Annotated in this window: 11 protein-coding genes and 3 riboswitches; of the genes, 10 read left to right on the forward strand and 1 reads right to left on the reverse strand. The window is 36.1% G+C overall.

All coding sequences use genetic code 11. From position 1 onward, the window contains the following. The first annotated feature begins 263 nt into the window (after positions 1 to 263). From ACHZAX_RS07060 to ACHZAX_RS07100, 9 genes are all read left to right on the forward strand, one after another. Positions 264 to 1262 carry a TIM barrel protein gene (locus ACHZAX_RS07060; RefSeq protein ID WP_320018552.1) on the forward strand — a complete coding sequence of 333 codons (999 nt, stop codon included), beginning with the start codon at positions 264 to 266 and terminating at the stop codon, positions 1260 to 1262. 154 nt (positions 1263 to 1416) lie between these two features. Further along, positions 1417 to 1622: riboswitch (cobalamin riboswitch) on the forward strand. Between the two features lie 88 nt (positions 1623 to 1710). Further along, positions 1711 to 2892 carry an ABC transporter substrate-binding protein gene (locus ACHZAX_RS07065; protein ID WP_320018553.1) on the forward strand — a complete coding sequence of 394 codons (1182 nt, stop codon included), beginning with the start codon at positions 1711 to 1713 and terminating at the stop codon, positions 2890 to 2892. A gap of 7 nt (positions 2893 to 2899) precedes the next feature. After that, complete coding sequence (locus ACHZAX_RS07070) at positions 2900 to 3955, forward strand: iron ABC transporter permease (protein ID WP_101311034.1); 1056 nt, start codon at positions 2900 to 2902, stop codon at positions 3953 to 3955. 10 nt (positions 3956 to 3965) lie between these two features. Further along, a complete protein-coding gene (locus ACHZAX_RS07075; RefSeq protein WP_101311033.1) occupies positions 3966 to 5000 on the forward strand; it encodes an ABC transporter ATP-binding protein in 1035 nt (344 codons plus the stop codon). A 90-nt stretch (positions 5001 to 5090) separates the two neighbouring features. Beyond that, positions 5091 to 5297, forward strand: a riboswitch (cobalamin riboswitch). Positions 5298 to 5462: 165 nt separating this feature from the next. Continuing rightward, positions 5463 to 7577 carry a TonB-dependent receptor plug domain-containing protein gene (locus ACHZAX_RS07080; RefSeq protein ID WP_320018554.1) on the forward strand — a complete coding sequence of 705 codons (2115 nt, stop codon included), beginning with the start codon at positions 5463 to 5465 and terminating at the stop codon, positions 7575 to 7577. Between the two features lie 554 nt (positions 7578 to 8131). Then, positions 8132 to 8337: riboswitch (cobalamin riboswitch) on the forward strand. A gap of 90 nt (positions 8338 to 8427) precedes the next feature. Then, a complete protein-coding gene (locus ACHZAX_RS07085; protein ID WP_320018555.1) occupies positions 8428 to 10338 on the forward strand; it encodes a TonB-dependent receptor plug domain-containing protein in 1911 nt (636 codons plus the stop codon). Positions 10339 to 10348: 10 nt separating this feature from the next. Beyond that, positions 10349 to 11743, forward strand: coding sequence for a cadherin-like domain-containing protein (locus ACHZAX_RS07090; protein WP_320018556.1), 1395 nt, complete (start codon positions 10349 to 10351; stop codon positions 11741 to 11743). A gap of 148 nt (positions 11744 to 11891) precedes the next feature. Further along, positions 11892 to 14144, forward strand: coding sequence for a family 20 glycosylhydrolase (locus tag ACHZAX_RS07095; RefSeq protein WP_320018557.1), 2253 nt, complete (start codon positions 11892 to 11894; stop codon positions 14142 to 14144). 92 nt (positions 14145 to 14236) lie between these two features. Continuing rightward, positions 14237 to 15049: a CHAD domain-containing protein gene (locus tag ACHZAX_RS07100; RefSeq protein ID WP_320018558.1), complete on the forward strand. Its 813-nt coding sequence runs from the start codon at positions 14237 to 14239 to the stop codon at positions 15047 to 15049. Here the strand turns inward: ACHZAX_RS07100 and ACHZAX_RS07105 are convergent. Further along, positions 15046 to 17442, reverse strand: a complete 2397-nt coding sequence (locus ACHZAX_RS07105; RefSeq protein ID WP_320018559.1) for a transglycosylase domain-containing protein — start codon at positions 17440 to 17442, stop codon at positions 15046 to 15048. The genes ACHZAX_RS07100 and ACHZAX_RS07105 overlap by 4 nt on opposite strands. A 254-nt stretch (positions 17443 to 17696) precedes the next feature. On the opposite strand from ACHZAX_RS07105, the gene ACHZAX_RS07110 reads away from it, so the two are divergent. Further along, a complete protein-coding gene (locus tag ACHZAX_RS07110) occupies positions 17697 to 18833 on the forward strand; it encodes an FIST signal transduction protein (RefSeq protein ID WP_320018560.1) in 1137 nt (378 codons plus the stop codon). Positions 18834 to 18838 lie beyond the last annotated feature (5 nt).

Genomic DNA, 18838 nt, shown 5'->3' on the forward strand with positions numbered 1-18838 from the left:
CCGAAATTGTTTGCGTTACAATGATTTAATAAAGAAATTTGTCATTATTAACCGTTAAACGGCAAATTTGTTTTTATGATAACGTTTCCGAATTTTGCGAAAAATGGCCAAAACGTCATTTTTTTATCTGATGAGTGAAAAAAGGATTCAGAAATAGATAGTAAGGGGGGTGTTAAAATGATCATTTAAGACTATTTTTGATGTGAATTTTTAAACAGCCCCTTAATTTTGTGGTTGTGTTGGTGAAAAATACATTATTATATATGAATTATAAAAATTTTATGGACTTCTCTGTTTATCCATCTGATGTGAGTCGTTTTGAGAACGGATGGAAAGGACTGGAAGAATATGTAACTGAAAAAAATATAGATGGGGTTGAATTACTAATCGGTTATGATTCTCCATCCGAAGAAATTCCAAAAGGAATAGTTAAAAGTGTTCATTTGCCATTTTGGGTAACCTGGTTGGATGTTTGGCGAAAAGGAGAGGATGCTGCCAAATATTATTTTCCTAATATGTCAGCAGAGCATCTGCAGTTTTGCTGCGGAGGTAAGAATGCTGCAGAAATGATTACTTCTCAGAAGAAATTGTGGGAATACGCAGCACATTTTCAACCATCTCATGCTGTTATACACGCAGCACATGTAGAATTGGAACACGCTTTTACGCGGGATTTTAACTATAAAAGCACTGAGGTAATGAAGGAGTTAGCAGAAATGCTGAACAGAACGGCTCAGGAATTTGGTGATGGAGAGCCTCCGGTTACATTAGCCATCGAGAATTTGTGGTGGCCGGGTCTGGATTTTTTGTTTCCGGCTGAGGCCGATGATTTTGCATCCCGATTGGATTTTTCAAATTGGAATCTACTTTTGGATACGGGACATTTAATGAATACGAATATTGCATTGAGATGTGAGGATGAGGCCATTGATTTTGTTTTGGATCGGATATCACGATTGTCGAAAGATATTCAGGCGAAAATTAAGAGTCTGCATTTGAATTTGAGTTTATCAGGAGAATATCAAACGAAACAGGTTATGAATGGTTTACCAACAGGATGGTCAGACTTAAATCATACAGAGAAATATACTACAGCACGTAATCATGTTTTGCAGATTGATCAGCATTTACCATTTACGAGTAAGCGTGTAAAAGAAATAATTTATGAGATTGAACCTGAAACTGTAATTCATGAATTCATTACAAAGGATATCAAGGAATATTCAGAGAAACTGGATGTTCAGATGAATGCTTTACGTTAGTGAAATACAACGAGGTGGCTTTAAATTGTATTTTCCACATTTCTGCACCTTATAATAAAGACTGTTTCGTTCAATACGATTCAGTCTTTTTGTTTTTGTACGACAGTTATTCCTGATTGCTTTTTTAAAACCTCTTCTTTTTCCGAAATATTCCATAGATTTGCAGGAATTGGGTTTCTCTCTTTTGAGAATTAAAATGGGAATCCGGTGCAATACCGGAGCTGTCCCCGCAGCTGTAAGCCCTCAATGATTTTTCATTGATAAGTTCTGACAAATCAGCCACTATGTGAATGTAGTTTTGCATGGGAAGGCGTTAGAATTGGGTAAAGCCAGAAGACCTGCCTAATAAATTGAACTGTTTCGTAACTTCGGGGAACTGAGTAACGAAGGTATAATTGTAGTAATTGTATTTTCTTGTCTGCTATCCCCACAATTATTGTGGAAGAAAATGAATTTATTAAAATCAAGCTGTTGGGCATTACTCCTGATTCTGTTATTGGGTACTGTTTCCTGTCAATCCGGCGATCCAAAAAAGAAAGAAAAACAAGCTGATAATTCAGCTGTCGATTCATCTTTTTATCATCAATCTCAATTAAAGTACGCCAAAGGCTTTCAAATTAAACTTCTTGCCAATGGCTTAAAAGAATTGATTGTTTGGGATCCTTGGAACGAAGGCAAAATTTTCCAAAAATATTATTTGAAGAATCGTGGGGAAAAAATGGATATTCAGGTCCCTGCTGATGGTTTGTTGGTAGAGGTTCCTGTAAGGAGTATTGCCGCGCTATCGAGTACTCAAATCGGAATTTTAAAGTTCTTAAACGTTCAGGATCGAATTGTTGCAGTTTCTTTGCGCGATCGTATTTACGATGAGGAGTTGGATAAAAAGGCTCAGAATGGAACGATACAAGCAGTAGGTCATTCGGAAAGTCTGAATTTCGAGAAAATTGTTGAGCTGGATCCTGAATTGGTAATGGTTGCCGGTTTTATGAACATCACCGACAAGGAAACTAAATTAATGAAAGCAGGTTTGCCGGTTGCTTATAATATAGAGTGGATGGAAACTTCTCCCTTGGCACGTGCTGAATGGGCAAAATTTATTGCAGCTTTTTTTAATGAGGAGGCCGAGGCTGAAAAACATTTTAATGCTGTAGAAAAGAGATACAATGATTTGAAAAAGTTGGTGGAAAATGTGGAGAGTAAACCAAGCATTCTTTCGGGCTATAATTTTAAAGGCATTTGGTATATGCCTGGCGGACAAAGCTACTTAGCGCAATTCCTTCGCGACGGAAAGGCAGATTATTGTTGGTTTTCTGATAGCACCAGTGGCAGTATGCCATTAAGTTTTGAGGTTGTTTTCGATAAGCAGGGAGAAGCAGATATTTGGTTTGGCCCCGGACAATGCAGAACTTTGGAGGATATGAAAAATATGGATGAGCGTTACACCTTATTTCGATCATATAAAACAGCTCATGTTTTTTGTTCTACCAAAAGAATGAAAGATAGCGGCGCCAACGATTGGTTTGAGTCAGGTGTAATGCAACCCGATGTTGTGTTTAAAGATGTGATTAAGATTTTACATCCCGAATTGCTGCCAAATTATGAACTGTATTACTATCAACAATTGAAATAGGAGAGCTATGCTGTTGAATAAAAATGGAAGATTGTTTTCGCTCGTATTTGGGATACTGTTCCTTCTCATTTGTGGCGTTTTCCTGTTGGATTTGATATTCGGAAGTGTAAATATTCCTTTTAAAAAGGTGTTTGCAATACTATATGGTGCTGATGTGAAAAACTCATGGAACTACATCATTTTAAATTTTCGTTTACCGAAAGCTTTAACTGCCATTTTTGTTGGAGCCGGATTATCGGTTACAGGCTTAATGATGCAGACACTTTTCAGAAATCCATTGGCCGGACCTTACGTTTTGGGAATTAGTTCCGGGGCAAGTTTGGGAGTTGCTTTAATGGTAATGGCATCAGCTTTAATGCCGGTTGCTTTTGGAGTTATTTCGGCTTTTTTAGGTAGTTGGGCATTGGTGGTTGCAGCTGTTGTTGGTGCATCATTGGTATTCATGCTGGTTGCTTTGGCCTCTCTTAAAATATCAGATAGTGTTTCACTGCTGATTATCGGAATCATGTTTGGAAGTATTACCGGTGCTGTGGTAAATATTCTGCAATATTTTAGCGATCCGGAGCAAATACAAAGTTTTATCGTATGGACTTTTGGCAGCTTGGCAGGTGTTACATGGACCGAAATGAAAGTAATGGTACCCATTGTTTTTAGTGGTTTGATCATTGCTTTTTTTCTGATAAAACCATTGGACGCACTTTTGTTGGGCGAGAATTATGCGCGGGGAGTTGGAATATCAGTTAATAAGACTCGTATAGCCGTTATTATTAGTACGGCATTAATTGCCGGAACATTAACCGCATTTACTGGCCCTATTGCTTTTGTTGGTGTTGCTGTGCCACATATTGCACGATCTATTTTCAGAACCGCAAGTCATAAAGTACTAATGCCGGCGGTAATATTAATTGGTGCGGCTATCATGCTTGCTTGTGACATTATTTCTCAAATACCGGGGAATCAGAATACATTACCAATTAATTCGGTAACAGCATTGTTTGGAGGGCCGGTTGTAATTTGGGTGATTATGCGTAGTAGAAATGTGAAGGCTTCTTTTGCCGGGTAAGAATTGGGTTATGAGTGAAATTAAAGAAGTACAAAAAGACATACTGGTAACTCAGGATCTTTCCATTGGATACAAACAAGGGAAGAAGGAACAGCTATGCTTGCTTTCAGATATCAACCTGACAATCAGGCGGGGCGAAATGGTCTGTCTTTTGGGTCCGAACGGAGCGGGTAAATCGACTCTTATGAGAACCATTGCCGGTATTCAATCGCCCTTGGCGGGATATACCTTGGTAGAAGGAATTCCTATTCGTGATCGGAATTTTAAAGAGATTGCTCAATTGCTAAGTATCGTTTTAACTGAGCGGATTAATGTGGGAAACCTCACCGTTTACCATATCGTTTCTTTGGGCCGGCATCCTTATACTTCATGGATGGGACGTTTATCGGAAGAGGATAACGATAAAATTAAAGGGGCATTGGAACAAGTCGGTTTATTGCATTATGCCGATCATTTCATCAATCAGTTGAGCGATGGGGAACGGCAGCGGGTGATGATCGCCAAGGCTTTGGCACAGGATACGCCGTTAATTATGCTCGATGAACCTACTGCGCATTTGGATTTGCCAAACCGTGTTGACATCATGCGGTTGTTGCATCGTTTGGCCCGGGAAACCAATAAGGCCATTTTACTTTCTACCCACGAATTGGATTTAGCACTTCAGGCTGCAGATGTTATTTGGCTGATGGCACGGGGGCAGACGATTAAAGTTGGTGCTCCTGAGGATTTGGTTTTGAATGGAAGCATCGAAGAGACATTTCATAATAAATCATTCATCTTTGATCGTAAGACAGGAAATTTCATTATGAATTACCAGAAAAAACAGATCATTCAGGTTTTGGGTAATGATGTAATGGGGTTCTGGACACAAAGGGCATTGTCCCGCGAAGGTTATCAGGTTACTTGCGAAGAAGCCGGTAATTGTTCTGTGAAATTGCTCGAAGATACTATGGAATGGGAAATTCATCGAAATGGAGAGGTGAAAAAATGTCGGAGCATTCAGGAACTGCTGGCTTATCTCCGAACTTTTCTTGTTTTCGATTAATTTTAAATCTGTATTTTATTCATTTATAGAGTCTCCTGAAATACTGCCAAATAAATTTCTAAAATTAGATTTCTCAGAATAATATTTTACATACATTTGCGTCGCATTCGGTATTTTATTCCTCATTATTCAGGAATGAAATGAAAAGGGAATTCGGTGAAAATCCGAGACTATACCCGTAGCTGTAAGTTCTAAAAAGAGCTTTTTGAAAGTCCTGTGCCACTGTTCCAATTTTGGAATGGGAAGGCCTCAAAAAGTAGAACAAGTCAGAAGACCTGCCTTTGCAATCAATTTTAAGTCATTGCTTTCGGGAAAAAGAGCAAGTGAACGAAAACTTTATCGAACATTGATACAAGGATTGATCTGCCATGACCGGTTCTTTATGTCATGTTGTGAAATTTTCTTTTAGCTCCCTGTCTGCATTGCATTAGTTAAACTTATTTTCATTTATTCTTAAAAGACATGAAAAGAACATTTTTAACGGCTTTTGCATTGCTGTCATTATTAAATTCTGCAGTAAAAGCTGATGAGATTCCAAATCCTGCCAAAGATACAACGGCAGTGAGACACCTGAATTTATCAGAAGTTAAGATTAACGCATCACGTGTAAATGCAAAAATGAAGGATCTTCCTCAAAAGGTTGAGGTGGTTACAAGAAGAATGATTGAAGCGACTCCTGCAGTTGATATGGGTGAGTTGCTAAAAAAGACTACCGGTGTTGATATTATTCAATATCCAGGAATTTCTTCAGCTGTAAGTATGAGAGGTTTTGCACCATCTACATCAAACAAATACAATGTGATTTTAATTGATGGCAAACCTGCAGGAACTACCAATATTGCAACAATAGATATGTCGAATGTAGAACGGGTTGAAATTTTAAAAGGCCCTTTCTCAGCACAATATGGTTCTTCGGCTATGGCTGGAGTAATCAATATTGTTACCAAAGAGAGTACGCAAAGTATTACCGGAAATGCAAGTATTTCTTACGGAAGCTTCGAAACGTATACGGGTAGTTTAAGTGCCGGTGGTGCTTTGTCTGAATCAATGGATTTTGATGTAAGCTGCAATTACCAAAAACAAGGAAAGGATTATAAAATTGGGAAAAAGAATTTCTTTGGTAAAAGCGATGCTGAAACAATATTGGATCCAACGACCTACGGCAAGAGGATGGAGCACTCGCAATTTGAAAGACAGAATGCAAGTGCACGTTTAGGCTTCATTTTAGATGAAAACTGGAAGATTAATATTCATCAGTCGGTGTTTATTGCCAATGATGTTGAAACACCAGGTTCTTTTTGGCATGTGTATGGTATGGATTCAAAAGATATGAATAAGTATACAACAAGTGCTGACGTACTGGGAAAAATAGGAAATCATAAGCTAAGTTTATCTCCTTTTCACAGCAAAGAGGAAACAACCACTTTCAATTCAGTTTATGGTGATACCGAGAGTATTCATAAAAATTACGGCTTTATTCTTCAGGATGCCTTTAAAGTAGGAGAGCACTCTATTGCTTTTGGCATCGACAATAAAAACGATGTTTCCGAAAGCAATAATTGGAATACTTTGGGTGATGTTACAGCTCCTTCTACTCCAAAATATAAAAATGTATCGACCGGCATTTTTGGTCAGATAAATACAAATACTTTAAATGGAAAATTGAATATTGCCATAGGGGCAAGATATGATTTGGTGAAACTGAAATTGGAAGCGGACGATTTATTAGGGAATGAAGCAAGTACAGAGGAATACAATGTATTTACACAAAATGTGGGTGTAAAATATGAACTTCTTAAAGGATTAGCGGTTCATTCCAGTTGGGGAAATGCATTTTATGCTCCTGATGCTTTTCAAAAGGCAGGATTGTATACCACCGCATATGGAACCACAAAGGGAAATCCAAATTTGAAGGATGAGCAAAGTAATACTTTTGATGCTGGATTTGAATATAAGAATTTTGGGAAAGGCTTTAATTTCGATTTTACTTATTTTAAAACACATCATAATAACATGATCGTTAGTTATTCTGTAGACCCGGATGGCACAGCATACAATGGTGATGAGTATAAAACTTACAAAAATGCCAATTTTGCCGATATGGATGGAATTGAAATTGAATCATCTTATGATTTTGGTGCTTTGGTTGATTACAATTATTCCTTGAAACTATATGCTAATTACACTCATATTATTGATGCAGCTGTAACCGAGCGTATTAAAACAGATGATGGAACTTATAAAAACCAGAGCAGTCCTATGAGATATGTTCGCGATAACAATGCAAATTTCGGAATTGATTTTGACAATTTGAATGGGTTTTCTACTCGTTTAAATGCGCGTTATATTGGTCATAGATATGAAGATAATTGGTATACGGTTCGAACCAATGTTACCGAAAAAGTTCTTCGTCATCCGGTTTCAATGGTCTTTGATTATTCGGCAAGCTATACTTTCAAAGAAAAATATACTCTTGGAGTAACTGTGGCTAACTTGTTCGATGAAAACTATACCGAAAAAGATGGATACAATATGTCGGGTAGAGCAATAACTGCCAAGTTCGGTTATAAATTCTAAAGGATAACTTGTAAGCTTACACGCATTGTTTTCCAATAATAAAATGATCTATGTAAGCTTACATGGCATAGTTTCAGAAAAAAAAATGGCGTTTGTTTTCTTACAAAGCATACTTTCGAAAAAAGAAACAGCAATTGTAAGCTTGCATGCTATACTTTTTAAAAAGAAAATGGTAATTGCAAGCTTACACAGTATACTTTTAAAAAGAAAAGTGGTAGTTGTAAGCTTACACGGTATACTTTTTAAAAAGGAAATGGTAATTGTAAGCTTACAAGGCATACTTTTTAAAAAACAGATATATTTTGGGACTAATATTGTCAAATTTACTTGGTGAAAATTACACCGAAAAAGATGGTTATAATATGTATGGTTGATCGATAACTGCTAAATTAACTTATCGATTCTAAAACAATTTTTATTCAGTTTAAAAGGGGTGTTCCAGTTTTGGGATGTCTCTTTTTTTATTGTTTGCCGGTTATTAGTGGTTGATTTGCAATGTGTTTTATAATATTTTATAAATAAGAGATTCCTAAATCTGATTTTGATTTTTTTTATACATTTGCAATGCAATTGGTTCTCATATATCTGAATGAATCAGATAGAGATGAAAAGGGAATCCGGTTAAAGTCCGGAACTGTTCCCGTAGCTGTAAGCTCAGAAAAAAGCTTTTTCACCACAATGCCACTGTTTCGATAAATCGGGATGGGAAGGCCGAAAAAGTTGAGTAAGTCAGAAGACCTGCCAATGCAAACTTAATTTTCAAAACATTCGGAGAAGATGTTTGGAAGACGATTGAATCATCTATTTCTTTTGTTCTGTCCTTGTGTTTTCTTCTTTATCAAATTATAAGATGAAGTTGAAATTTTTATTTACTGTAATTGTAAGTTTTTTGAGTTTTGGTGTTTGGTCGCAAACCTTAGGTGTGGATACCATCCGGATTGAATCCATTGATATTGTGGCGCCAAGACTTCAGCATTTTTCTTCCACTGAAAAAACGGTGCAAATTGATTCCATTCTTATTCAGAGGTACGATGGAAAGGATTTGTCGAGCTTACTTCAGAAAACATCTTTGGTAAATGTTTCTTCGAATGGTGCGTTTGGGGCTCTTGCTACGGCTGGGATGCGGGGTGCATCAGGAACACATACATCTGTGAATTGGAATGGGATTCCTGTTAATTCATTAACAACAGGTTCGGCAGATTTATCCTTAATAAATGCAGGTTCTTTTGATCAAGTTCAGGTGATTTACGGTGCCGTAGGATCTTTATATGGTTCTGGAACATTGGGTGGTGCTATTGAATTGTCAAATACACCCGATTGGAAGAAAAAATCTTCTGTTGGTCTGAATTCGGAAACAGGCAGTTTCTCAAATACAAAAACAAAACTCTTTGGGAAATATTCCAATAAGTGGATTTCCTATTCCGGACAAGCTTTTTTCCAATATGGGAAGAATGATTTTTCATACACCGATTTTCATGATTTTGGATCGCCCACTGAACGATTAAATAACAATGAAAACAGAGCGTTTGGGACGATTCAAGACCTGCACTTGAAAATTAACGAACACTATATTGATTTTGGAGCCTGGTATCAGGTAAAAGAAAAGAATATTGGTGGATTAATGGGAATAGGTGCTCCTATTAGCTATCAGAAACAACGGGATTCATCCTTTAAAGCTTATATAGGTTGGAAAAAACTGATTGGTAAATTTCGTTTGGAAGCGAAATCTGCGTATTTATCAGATTATTTGAAGTATACCGATAGAGGTAGTGCAACGAATACGGGATATAAAATATTTTCAGAAATAGAATCGAAACGTTGGTTAAATGATGTCAACTTGAGATATTATTTCTCAGATAAATGGAGTGTTGATATCAATGGTAAATACAATTGGTTGAAAGGAATTACCAATAATTACGATGGTAATATTCACGAAAATGAGTCGCGTGCTACACTTGCAGCTAAGTATACACCATTAATCGGAACATTCATTTTTACTTATGCTAAGGAGTGGAATTCGGAGGTTAATCCACCGGAAATGTATTCGTTTAGTTCTCTTATTCATCTATTTCCTACTATTATAGATATTCGCAGTAAAGCATCAACACATTATAAAAGACCAACATTTAATGAACGTTATTGGAATATTTCAGGGAATGTTGATTTAAAATCAGAGAATGGATGGAATTATGAATTAGGAGTAGTGATGCTATCACAAAAGGCATTGTATGGTGATATTACTTTAGATTTTAATGCTTATAAGGCCCTTAATGATGATTTAATTGCATGGCAACCAGGATCAGGAACACTTTGGAAACCGATCAATATTGGTAAAACAGTAATTCAAGGTGTTGATATTGAAGCGACTCATTTTCTGAAGGTCAAAAATAATAGTCTTCGAACTTCATTAAAATATGCCTGTAACGACGCTTACAATAATGATAAGGAAAGCGATAACTATAAGAAAACATTGGCTTATCGTCCGCATCACATAGTCAAATTTTCTTCGGATTATTTGTTTGGAAAATGGGAGTTTGGAATACTTGGAACGGTTCGCTCCAATACCAATACCTGGGAAGGAGATCAGGTTGATGGAAACATGCTGATAGATTTAAATGGAGGATATCGTTTCGATACCAGTTTTGCGAAAATAAAACTGACGGGTAGAGTTGAAAATCTGTTGGATGAATCATATGAAATTGTCAGGTTTTACCCCATGCCTGGCAGAGCTTATTATTTTGGGGTAAATGTAATTTTTTAATTAATTAGCTATGAAAAAGTTTTTGAATCTTACGTTAGGACTGTTAATTGCAAGTTCTTTATTCGTATCGTGTTCTGATGACGACGATAATGCAATGCCGAATCTGTCGGTGAATAATGGTATTGTTCTTGAAAATAGTGCTGCAGTAGCTATTACAGGATCAGAATTAAATGTTGTAGATACTGATACAGATGATATTGATATTATATATACTGTAACAATTGCTCCAGAGAATGGTATTCTTGCAAATGCCTCAGATCCTACAACTTCTGTAGTAAATTTTACTCAGGCTGATATAGCTGCTTCTAAAATTGTATATGTACACGACGGAAGCCAAGCTTTAACTGATAAGTTTTCTTTTACAGTTACAGATGGAGACAATATATTGACAGGTATTTTTAATATTAGTATTGGTGAAAAGCAGATTGGCTATTTTTATGTATTGAACGAAGGTAACTCTAATGGTTCAGTTACAATGATCAATAGAAATAATGAGGTAACCAATAATTATTTTTCATCAGTAAATAGTGGTGTTACTCTAGGTCAATATCCTCAATCGATGGCTATAAATGGTGAATATGCATATATTGTTGTGACAACAGGAAGCGGTGCTGGTTATGTTGAAGTTGTTACTGCTTCCGATTTTGTACATTACGCGACTATTGATGGATTATCTTATCCTAGAGAAATTGCTTTTGCAAATGGAAAGGCTTACGTTTCAAATGGTAACGGAGCTGATGCTAATTACGCAAAACAGAATAATGAGGTTTACGTTATTGATTTAAAAACAATGACTAAAACTGGTCAGATTGCAGTTGGTGCAGGACCGGAAAAAATGATTGTTTCAGGTGCTAAGCTATATGTTGCAAACAGTGGCGGATGGTCGAACGACGACAACACTGTTTCGGTAATTGATGTTGATACCGATAAAGTAGTGGAGACAATAACGGTTAAATCTTGTCCAAAAGATATGGCTAAAGATGCGAATGGTGATGTTTGGGTATATTGTGCAGGTGTTACTTCTTATGATGGAAATTGGAATGTAGTTGGAATTGATGATGCCGGAATATCAAAAATTAATACTACAAACAGTGAAGTAACATCTTATGTGTTAACAAATATTACTTCATTTGCTCTGAAAAATATTTGTGCTTCGAAAGATGGAAAATCAATTTATTATATGTCTGATGCAGTTTACGCAATGAACATTACCGATACAGCTTTACCAACATCTAAGTTTATTGATGCAACATTCTACGGTATGGATGTGAATCCTGTTAATGGAAACCTTTGGTTGTGTGAAGGAACAAATCCTGGAAAAGTACTTGTTTACTCTCCTGCAGGCAGCAAATTAAAAGAATTTACTGTTGGGGCGATGCCTAATTCAACAACATTTTCATATTAACAAAAAAAATGATAAGAGATGAGTGGCACTCCATGTTAGGAATGCCACTTTTTTTATGCTTATTAATGAATAATAGGAGGACAATCAATTATTTACTTATTTTTATATCTCCAAAAAGCCGAATACAAACAATTAATCAATTGATTCTATGAGAACTTCTATTTTGTTCTTGTTGCTGGTAAGCGCACAAGTTATGAATTCCTTTACTTCCACTGCACAAACAAGTAATTCTGTGAATATAATTCCAAAGCCATCAAGAATTATTAATGATAAGGGTAGTTTATTGTTAAAAGAAGATGTGAAAATATTCTTTTCGAACGAAGTGGAAGACAAAGAGATTTTACTTTCCTATTTGTGCGATCAGATAAATCAATTTACAGGTGTTGAAATTCCTAAAAAGATAACGAGAAAGTTACCGGCATCTAATAAAATTATTTTTAGAAAAGCTACTGATAACAATTGGGGAGAAGAAGAATACTCTTTGATTGTTGATGTTACAGGAGTTTTGATTGAGGCAAAATCGGGCAAAGGTTTTTTTTACGGAATACAATCCCTTTTGCAATTGGTGCCTTTAAATACTGAGTTGAAAATTCCTTACGTAAAGATATTGGATGAGCCAAGGTATCCGTATCGGGGAATGCATTTGGATGTTTGCCGTCACTTCTTTTCTGTTGATTTTATCAAGAAGTATATTGATTTAATGGCAATGTATAAAATGAATACTTTTCACTGGCATTTAACCGAGGATCAGGGCTGGAGAATAGAAATTAAAAAATATCCAAAACTTACAGAGATTGGTGCGTGGCGAATTGAGAAGGATGGGATTAGGTATGGAGGTTTTTATACTCAGGATCAAATTAAAGAGATTGTAAAATATGCGTCGGAACGATTCATAACAGTTATTCCTGAAATAGAATTGCCTGGACATTCTGTGGCTGCACTTGCAGCTTATCCCGAACTGGCTTGTAACCAAGGATCTTTTGAGGTGGAGAACGAATGGGGCGTTTTTGATGATGTATATTGTGCAGGGAAAGAGACTACTTTTGAATTTTTGCAAAATGTTTTGCTGGAGGTTATTGAATTATTTCCCTCTAAATACATCCACATTGGTGGCGATGAATGCCCAAAGTCAAACTGGGCAGCATGTCCTTTGTGTCAGAAAAGAATTAAGGAGGAAGGACTGAAAGATGAACATGAACTGCAGTCTTATTTTATTCAGCGAATAGAGAAGTTTTTAATCAGTAAAAATCGTAAGATTATTGGTTGGGATGAGATATTGGAAGGGGGATTAGCTCCTGAGGCAACCGTTATGTCATGGAGAGGAACTGCAGGAGGTATTCAGGCTGCAAAACAAAAGCACGATGTGATAATGACACCTGGATCTCATTGTTATTTCGATCATTATCAGGATGTGAATTACATTGAACCTACAGCTATTGGTGGTTTTACGTCCTTACAAAAAGTATATGAATTTGAACCAACACCTTCAGAATTAAATGAAGATGAGGCAAAATATATTTTGGGGGCACAAGCAAATGTTTGGACTGAATATATGCATACTCGGGATCGGGTAGAGTATATGCTTGCTCCTCGAATCTGCGCTTTGGCAGAAGTTGTTTGGTCTCCTAAAGGTCAACGAAATTGGGATGATTTTCAGGACAGAATGAATCATCATTACGAATTACTGCATAAATATGAGATAAATTCATTCATTCAGGCACCGCATGGAGGAGTTAATAAGAATTTCTTTTTTGATCAGATGGAAATGCCTTTAGACATAAAATTGCAGGATGCTGAAATAAGGTACACATTGGATGGTTCAAATCCAGATGTGAACTCTAAAATTTATACTAAACCGTTGGTGATAGAAAATACGACAACCATTAAAACTCAAACCTTTCACGAATCAGGCTTAAAGAGTAAAATAAGAACTATTGAATGTGTTAAAATTTCACCATTGGTGTCCGATACAATTTCAGAATTAAGTGAGGGACTAAAGTACAAGATTATAAAAGGGAAATTTAAAAATCTTGATGAGGTAACGTACGATGAGGTGATGCAGTGCGGAGTTCTGGATAAAATTAAGTTTCCTAAGGATATTGAGGAAGAGTACTATGCAATGGAAATAACAGGTTATTTAAAGATTGATAAAAAAGCAACTTATACCTTTTTTAATTATGCTGTAGATCCTGCTCAAATATCCATTGGAGATTATGTTATAATAAGTAATGAAGGACTGAATGCAAGACAGGAACGCAGAGGCCGGATTCATCTGGACGAAGGTATGTATCCTGTAAGAATTGTGATGGTGAAAAATACTCCTTACGCTAATCAGCAAGTATCTTGGTGTTCCAATTATTTTGATCAAATACCAATTAATTCCGAAAATTTATTTCATTAAAATAGGAGATCTAAATTTTATATTAAAAATCATTATTGTCTCATGCTTGTAATTTTCTGATTTTATGTATCTTGTATATAAAAATAGGAAAAATGCAATCTAAAGAAGAAAATACAGGTTTAAGTTCATTTTATAGAGAGAGGTTCGATTCTTTTTTAATTAATTTGTCATTGGCAAAGCAAATTAAAGAAGAGGACATTCACAAGCTGCGTGTAGATATTAAATACATACGAAGCTTACTGCTATTGATTGAAGAATTTGATTTGGATACTGATGCCGGCTCGAAACTATTGAAGCAGTTGAATGGCATTTTTAATAGTGCCGGTAAACTCCGTGCTCTTCAAGTTTCTAAATCATTGTTGTTAAACAGTAATGTTGATATTCCCACTGAGATAATGCTTGTTTTAGATGGCAGGATGAATGTGAGTGTTGAAAATTTTAGAGCTAAATGGTCTGAATTCGAGATCCTAAAGTTTAAAAAAGGAGTAGCAAGTTTATGTTCCTCATTAAATCAGGTGAATATTTCGGAACTTAAAATAAAAACAGACAGCATTATTCACGATGAATTGGAAATAGTAAACAAGTTATTTAATTCGTCACAAGGAGAGGAATACCATCATGAAATCAGAAAGCTGCTCAAGGTTGTTAAGGCGCTTCAGCAATTACTGCTTGCCCTGCAGGATGATGAGAAAAGAAGACAAGCTTTGGATATTGTAAATTCAACCGAAACATTACTAGGTAATTGGCACAATTACAAAGTAATGGATAAGTTCCTGATTAAACTGGACAAGGAATTACCTCAACCTTCAGTCAAGAGAATTCTTAAAAACTTAAAAAATCAGAACAATAAATTAAAGCTGGAATTAAAAAATGAAGCCGATAAATATTTGAGGAAGCATTTCTAGTTCTTGCGTCTAAATATGTTTTTAATTTTTTGATAAATTGATTTTTTCTCATTCTTACGCTTTTCCCGTCTCGCTTTTCGTTTCATTAATTTATCTTGATCTGTTGCTGTAACACCAAATAAATGATCAAAAAAGTTTGATTCCGGCGGTAAATAGTGTGGCATATCCAAGTCTGCCAAGATATCACTGTCAGGTTTTGCAATAGGTGAGTTTGTATAGCGTTTAAAGTTTTTATTTGTACTTAATTTATTCATGAATTTACCGTAAATGGGTAAAGCCATGCTTGCTCCTTGTCCAAGGCTCAAAGAGTTAAAATGAATACGCATATCTTCGGCACCAACCCATGCTCCGGCCACTAAATTGGAATTGTAACCAATATACCAGCCGTCCGCCTGATCTTGTGTTGTACCTGTTTTTCCGGCTAATTCTCCTTGCAATCCATAAACTGAGCGAAGCGATTTTGCTGTGCCTTCATTAACTACAGCCTGAAGCATATGATTAATTATATCGGCATTTTGAGGAGATATCACAAGCCTGTTTTCTTCCCTTTCAGCAGAAAGATCTACAATTAAATTGCCATTATGATCTTCAATTTTGGAAATGTAGTAAGGATCTGTATGTACACCTCTGTTCGCCAGAGTAGCATAAACCTGAATCATCTCAAACAGTGAAATATTTGCTGTTCCCAAAGCAAGAGATGGTACTTTTGGTAAACTACTGTCAATTCCCATTTCTTCAGCCAACACAATGGTATTACGCATTCCGGTTTCCAAAAGAACATCTACAGCAATAGTGTTTACCGATTCAGCAAGTGCTCCTTCCATGCTGTAACTTCCTTCGTAAAGGTTATCCGAATTTCGTGGCGACCAATTATCGTATTCTTCATAAATTTTGCGTTCGTTGGGAAGGTATTCGAAAGGGGAAATTCCCTCTTCCAAAGCTGCAGTATAAACAATTGGTTTAAAAATTGAACCAACCTGCCGCTTTGCTTTTACATGATCATATTTAAAATGATCGAAATTGATTCCGCCAACCCAAGCTTTAATTTTTCCACTCTGAGGTTCCATGGCTAAAAATCCGGTGTTTAATATTTGGATGTAATGTTTTATAGAGTCAAGAGGAGACATTTTTACCTTTTTATCTCCATTCCAGGTGAAAATTTTCATGTTCACCTTTTCGTTAAATATTTTATTAATTTCCGCTGCAGATTTTCCTTTTTGTTTAAGGGATTTGTAGCGGTCAGATCGTAGTTTAGCATCCTCTATTACATCTGTATTCTTTCCCCAGGGGGATCTATTGCCCCAATGCTGAACGAATTGGGTTTGCAGATTTTTCATATGCTCTGCAACCGCTTGTTCAGCATTCATTTGCATTCTTGCATCTAGTGTGGTTATAATGTTTAGTCCATCACGGTAAACATCATAGTAAGTACCATCTTCTTTTGGGTGTTTTTTTAATATTGTATTTGTTTCAATTCTTATTCTTTCCCGAAGATAAGATGCCAAACCTTTTTGGGTTGATTGTTTCTGATAATTGATAATTAGGGGCCGGGCCTGAATTTCATTCAATTTACGATCCGTAATGAATTTATATTTAGCCATTTGACTCAGGACAATATTTCTTCTTTGTTTTGATCTTTCAGGATGAAGTCTTGGATTATAAGATGTTGGTGCCTTAAGCATTCCGATGAGTACAGCACATTCATGAATTTCAAGTTTTGATGCCGGTTTACTAAAGAACTGCCGGGATGCACTTTCAATACCAAAAACATTCTCGCCAAACGAAACCGTATTTAAATACAGCTGAAGAATTTCTTTTTTTGAGTAAATTTTTTCCAGACGAGATGCAGTTATAGTTTCCTTAATCTTGTTTACCGGCATGCTTAATGGACCAAAATTTCCCCGGGGAAAAAGATTTTTTGACAGTTGCTGACTCAGAGTACTTCCTCCTCCTGAACTTTTATCGCCCATAACTAAGGATTTTACCAATACGCGCATCAAACTTCTTTGATCAATGCCTTGATGTTCGTAAAAACGAGCATCTTCAGTAGCGATTAGCGCATTGATTGCATCTGGAGAAATGTCTTTAAAATTTACATTGGTTCGGTTTTCAGCATAAACTCTCCCTAACACAACACCGTCTTCAGAATATATTTCAGATGCATTTGCATTTTTAATGCTTTTAAGAGTATAGTAATCCGGCAATTTGCCCCAAAGGCCGATGTACACAGAACCAAGTAAAATACCAATAGTTATCAGGAATAAGAGTAGCCCGAATCCAAAAAAACGGATTAAATAACTCGAAAATGAACGCTTTCCGGTATTCTTTTTTTTACTGCTTTTTTTCTTTTGAGAAGGAGTTTTTCCTTTGGAAGGTTTTTTTGCTGTTGCCATTCTAAATCTAATAACATCTTATTTATTACAATAACGCATAAATTTCAAAAAGATTATAACCAGAATAAATCCATTCTGAAAATTTCGCGTTCAAATGTAAACAATAATACTTATTTTTTTAGTATCTTAATGTAACAGTCTGAATTGTTCATTTTATCACACAGATGACGAGAATACTTTTAGCTGGTGTTAATTGCTTTAATTGTATGATTTATATGATGTGATTAGTGAGTCTCATTTTTAAATTTACAGAGGTGGAGATAGAAAAATTAATCATAAGTTCAAGAAATGAGTTTTCTAAAATAAAAGAGATTCGTTTTAAGCCGGATTTGTTATTTATTTTTGGTGATGGAGAATTGATGTGCGAAAAGGAATTTAAGTCAACAATTAAAAATTCTTTTCCGGATGCAATGATTTTTGGATGCTCCAGCTCTGGTGAAATTTCAGGCTTGGAGGTATTCGAAAAGAGTATTTCCATTGCAGCAGTTAAATTTTCTTCTACAAAGCTTAGAATAGAATCTGTTGATCTTACCAAGTATAAGAACGATATTGAATGCGGTGAGAAATTGTGTGAGAAATTTCCTCAGAAGGGTCTGAAGCATTTAATGGTTTTATCCGATGGAATTACTATAAATGGATGTAATCTTCTTGAAGGGATTCAAAATAAATTGTCGAAGAAAGTTGCAGTTACAGGAGGATTGGCCGGAGACGGAACAAGATTTTCTGAAACACTTGTGTTCGATAAAGAAGGAGTGGCAAAATCAAATTGTGTTTGCGCCTTAGGATTCTATGGAGATTCTATCTCTATTGGATACGGAACAAATGGTGGATGGGAGAATTTTGGCATTGAACGCCTTGTTACAAAATCAAAAGGTAATATTTTGTACGAATTGGATCACCAACCAGCTCTTTTACTATACAAACAATTTTTGGGGGAACGAGCAAAAGACTTACCAGTGTCAGGCATGTCATTTCCACTAAGCTGTCGGGTGGGAGATTCTCAAAATGCTGTGATTCGCACCGTGCATGGAATAAATGAGAAGGATCAAAGCCTCATATTTGGTGGCAATATTCCTGATGGAGGATATGTGAAATTGATGAAAGCAAACGTAGATCGATTAATTTCAGGAGCTGAATTGTCGGCTAAAGCAAGTACTGATATGATTCCGAAAGGAGAGTCAGAATTCGCTGTTTTGATTAGTTGTGTTGGGCGCAAATTAGTGCTTAAGCAATTGGTTGAAGAAGAAGTTGAAGTTGTTGCCGACGTGATAGGTAAACAGGCTGTCCTTACGGGATTTTATTCTTACGGGGAAATATCTCCGTTTAAAGAAGATGGTCCTGGTTTTCTACACAATCAAACCATGACTATAACCACCTTTTCTGAAAAATAAAGCAT

Origin of the sequence: Labilibaculum manganireducens, assembly GCF_963665805.2 — a bacterium.
GTDB lineage: Bacteria > Bacteroidota > Bacteroidia > Bacteroidales > Marinifilaceae > Labilibaculum > Labilibaculum manganireducens.

Coding starts and splice junctions, on each gene's coding strand:
- ACHZAX_RS07060 (WP_320018552.1), top strand. CDS start 264: ATGAATTATAAAAATTTTATGGACTTCTCTGTTTATCCATCTGATGTG.
- ACHZAX_RS07065 (WP_320018553.1), top strand. CDS start 1,711: ATGAATTTATTAAAATCAAGCTGTTGGGCATTACTCCTGATTCTGTTA.
- ACHZAX_RS07070 (WP_101311034.1), top strand. CDS start 2,900: ATGCTGTTGAATAAAAATGGAAGATTGTTTTCGCTCGTATTTGGGATA.
- ACHZAX_RS07075 (WP_101311033.1), top strand. CDS start 3,966: ATGAGTGAAATTAAAGAAGTACAAAAAGACATACTGGTAACTCAGGAT.
- ACHZAX_RS07080 (WP_320018554.1), top strand. CDS start 5,463: ATGAAAAGAACATTTTTAACGGCTTTTGCATTGCTGTCATTATTAAAT.
- ACHZAX_RS07085 (WP_320018555.1), top strand. CDS start 8,428: ATGAAGTTGAAATTTTTATTTACTGTAATTGTAAGTTTTTTGAGTTTT.
- ACHZAX_RS07090 (WP_320018556.1), top strand. CDS start 10,349: ATGAAAAAGTTTTTGAATCTTACGTTAGGACTGTTAATTGCAAGTTCT.
- ACHZAX_RS07095 (WP_320018557.1), top strand. CDS start 11,892: ATGAGAACTTCTATTTTGTTCTTGTTGCTGGTAAGCGCACAAGTTATG.
- ACHZAX_RS07100 (WP_320018558.1), top strand. CDS start 14,237: ATGCAATCTAAAGAAGAAAATACAGGTTTAAGTTCATTTTATAGAGAG.
- ACHZAX_RS07105 (WP_320018559.1), bottom strand. CDS start 17,442: ATGGCAACAGCAAAAAAACCTTCCAAAGGAAAAACTCCTTCTCAAAAG.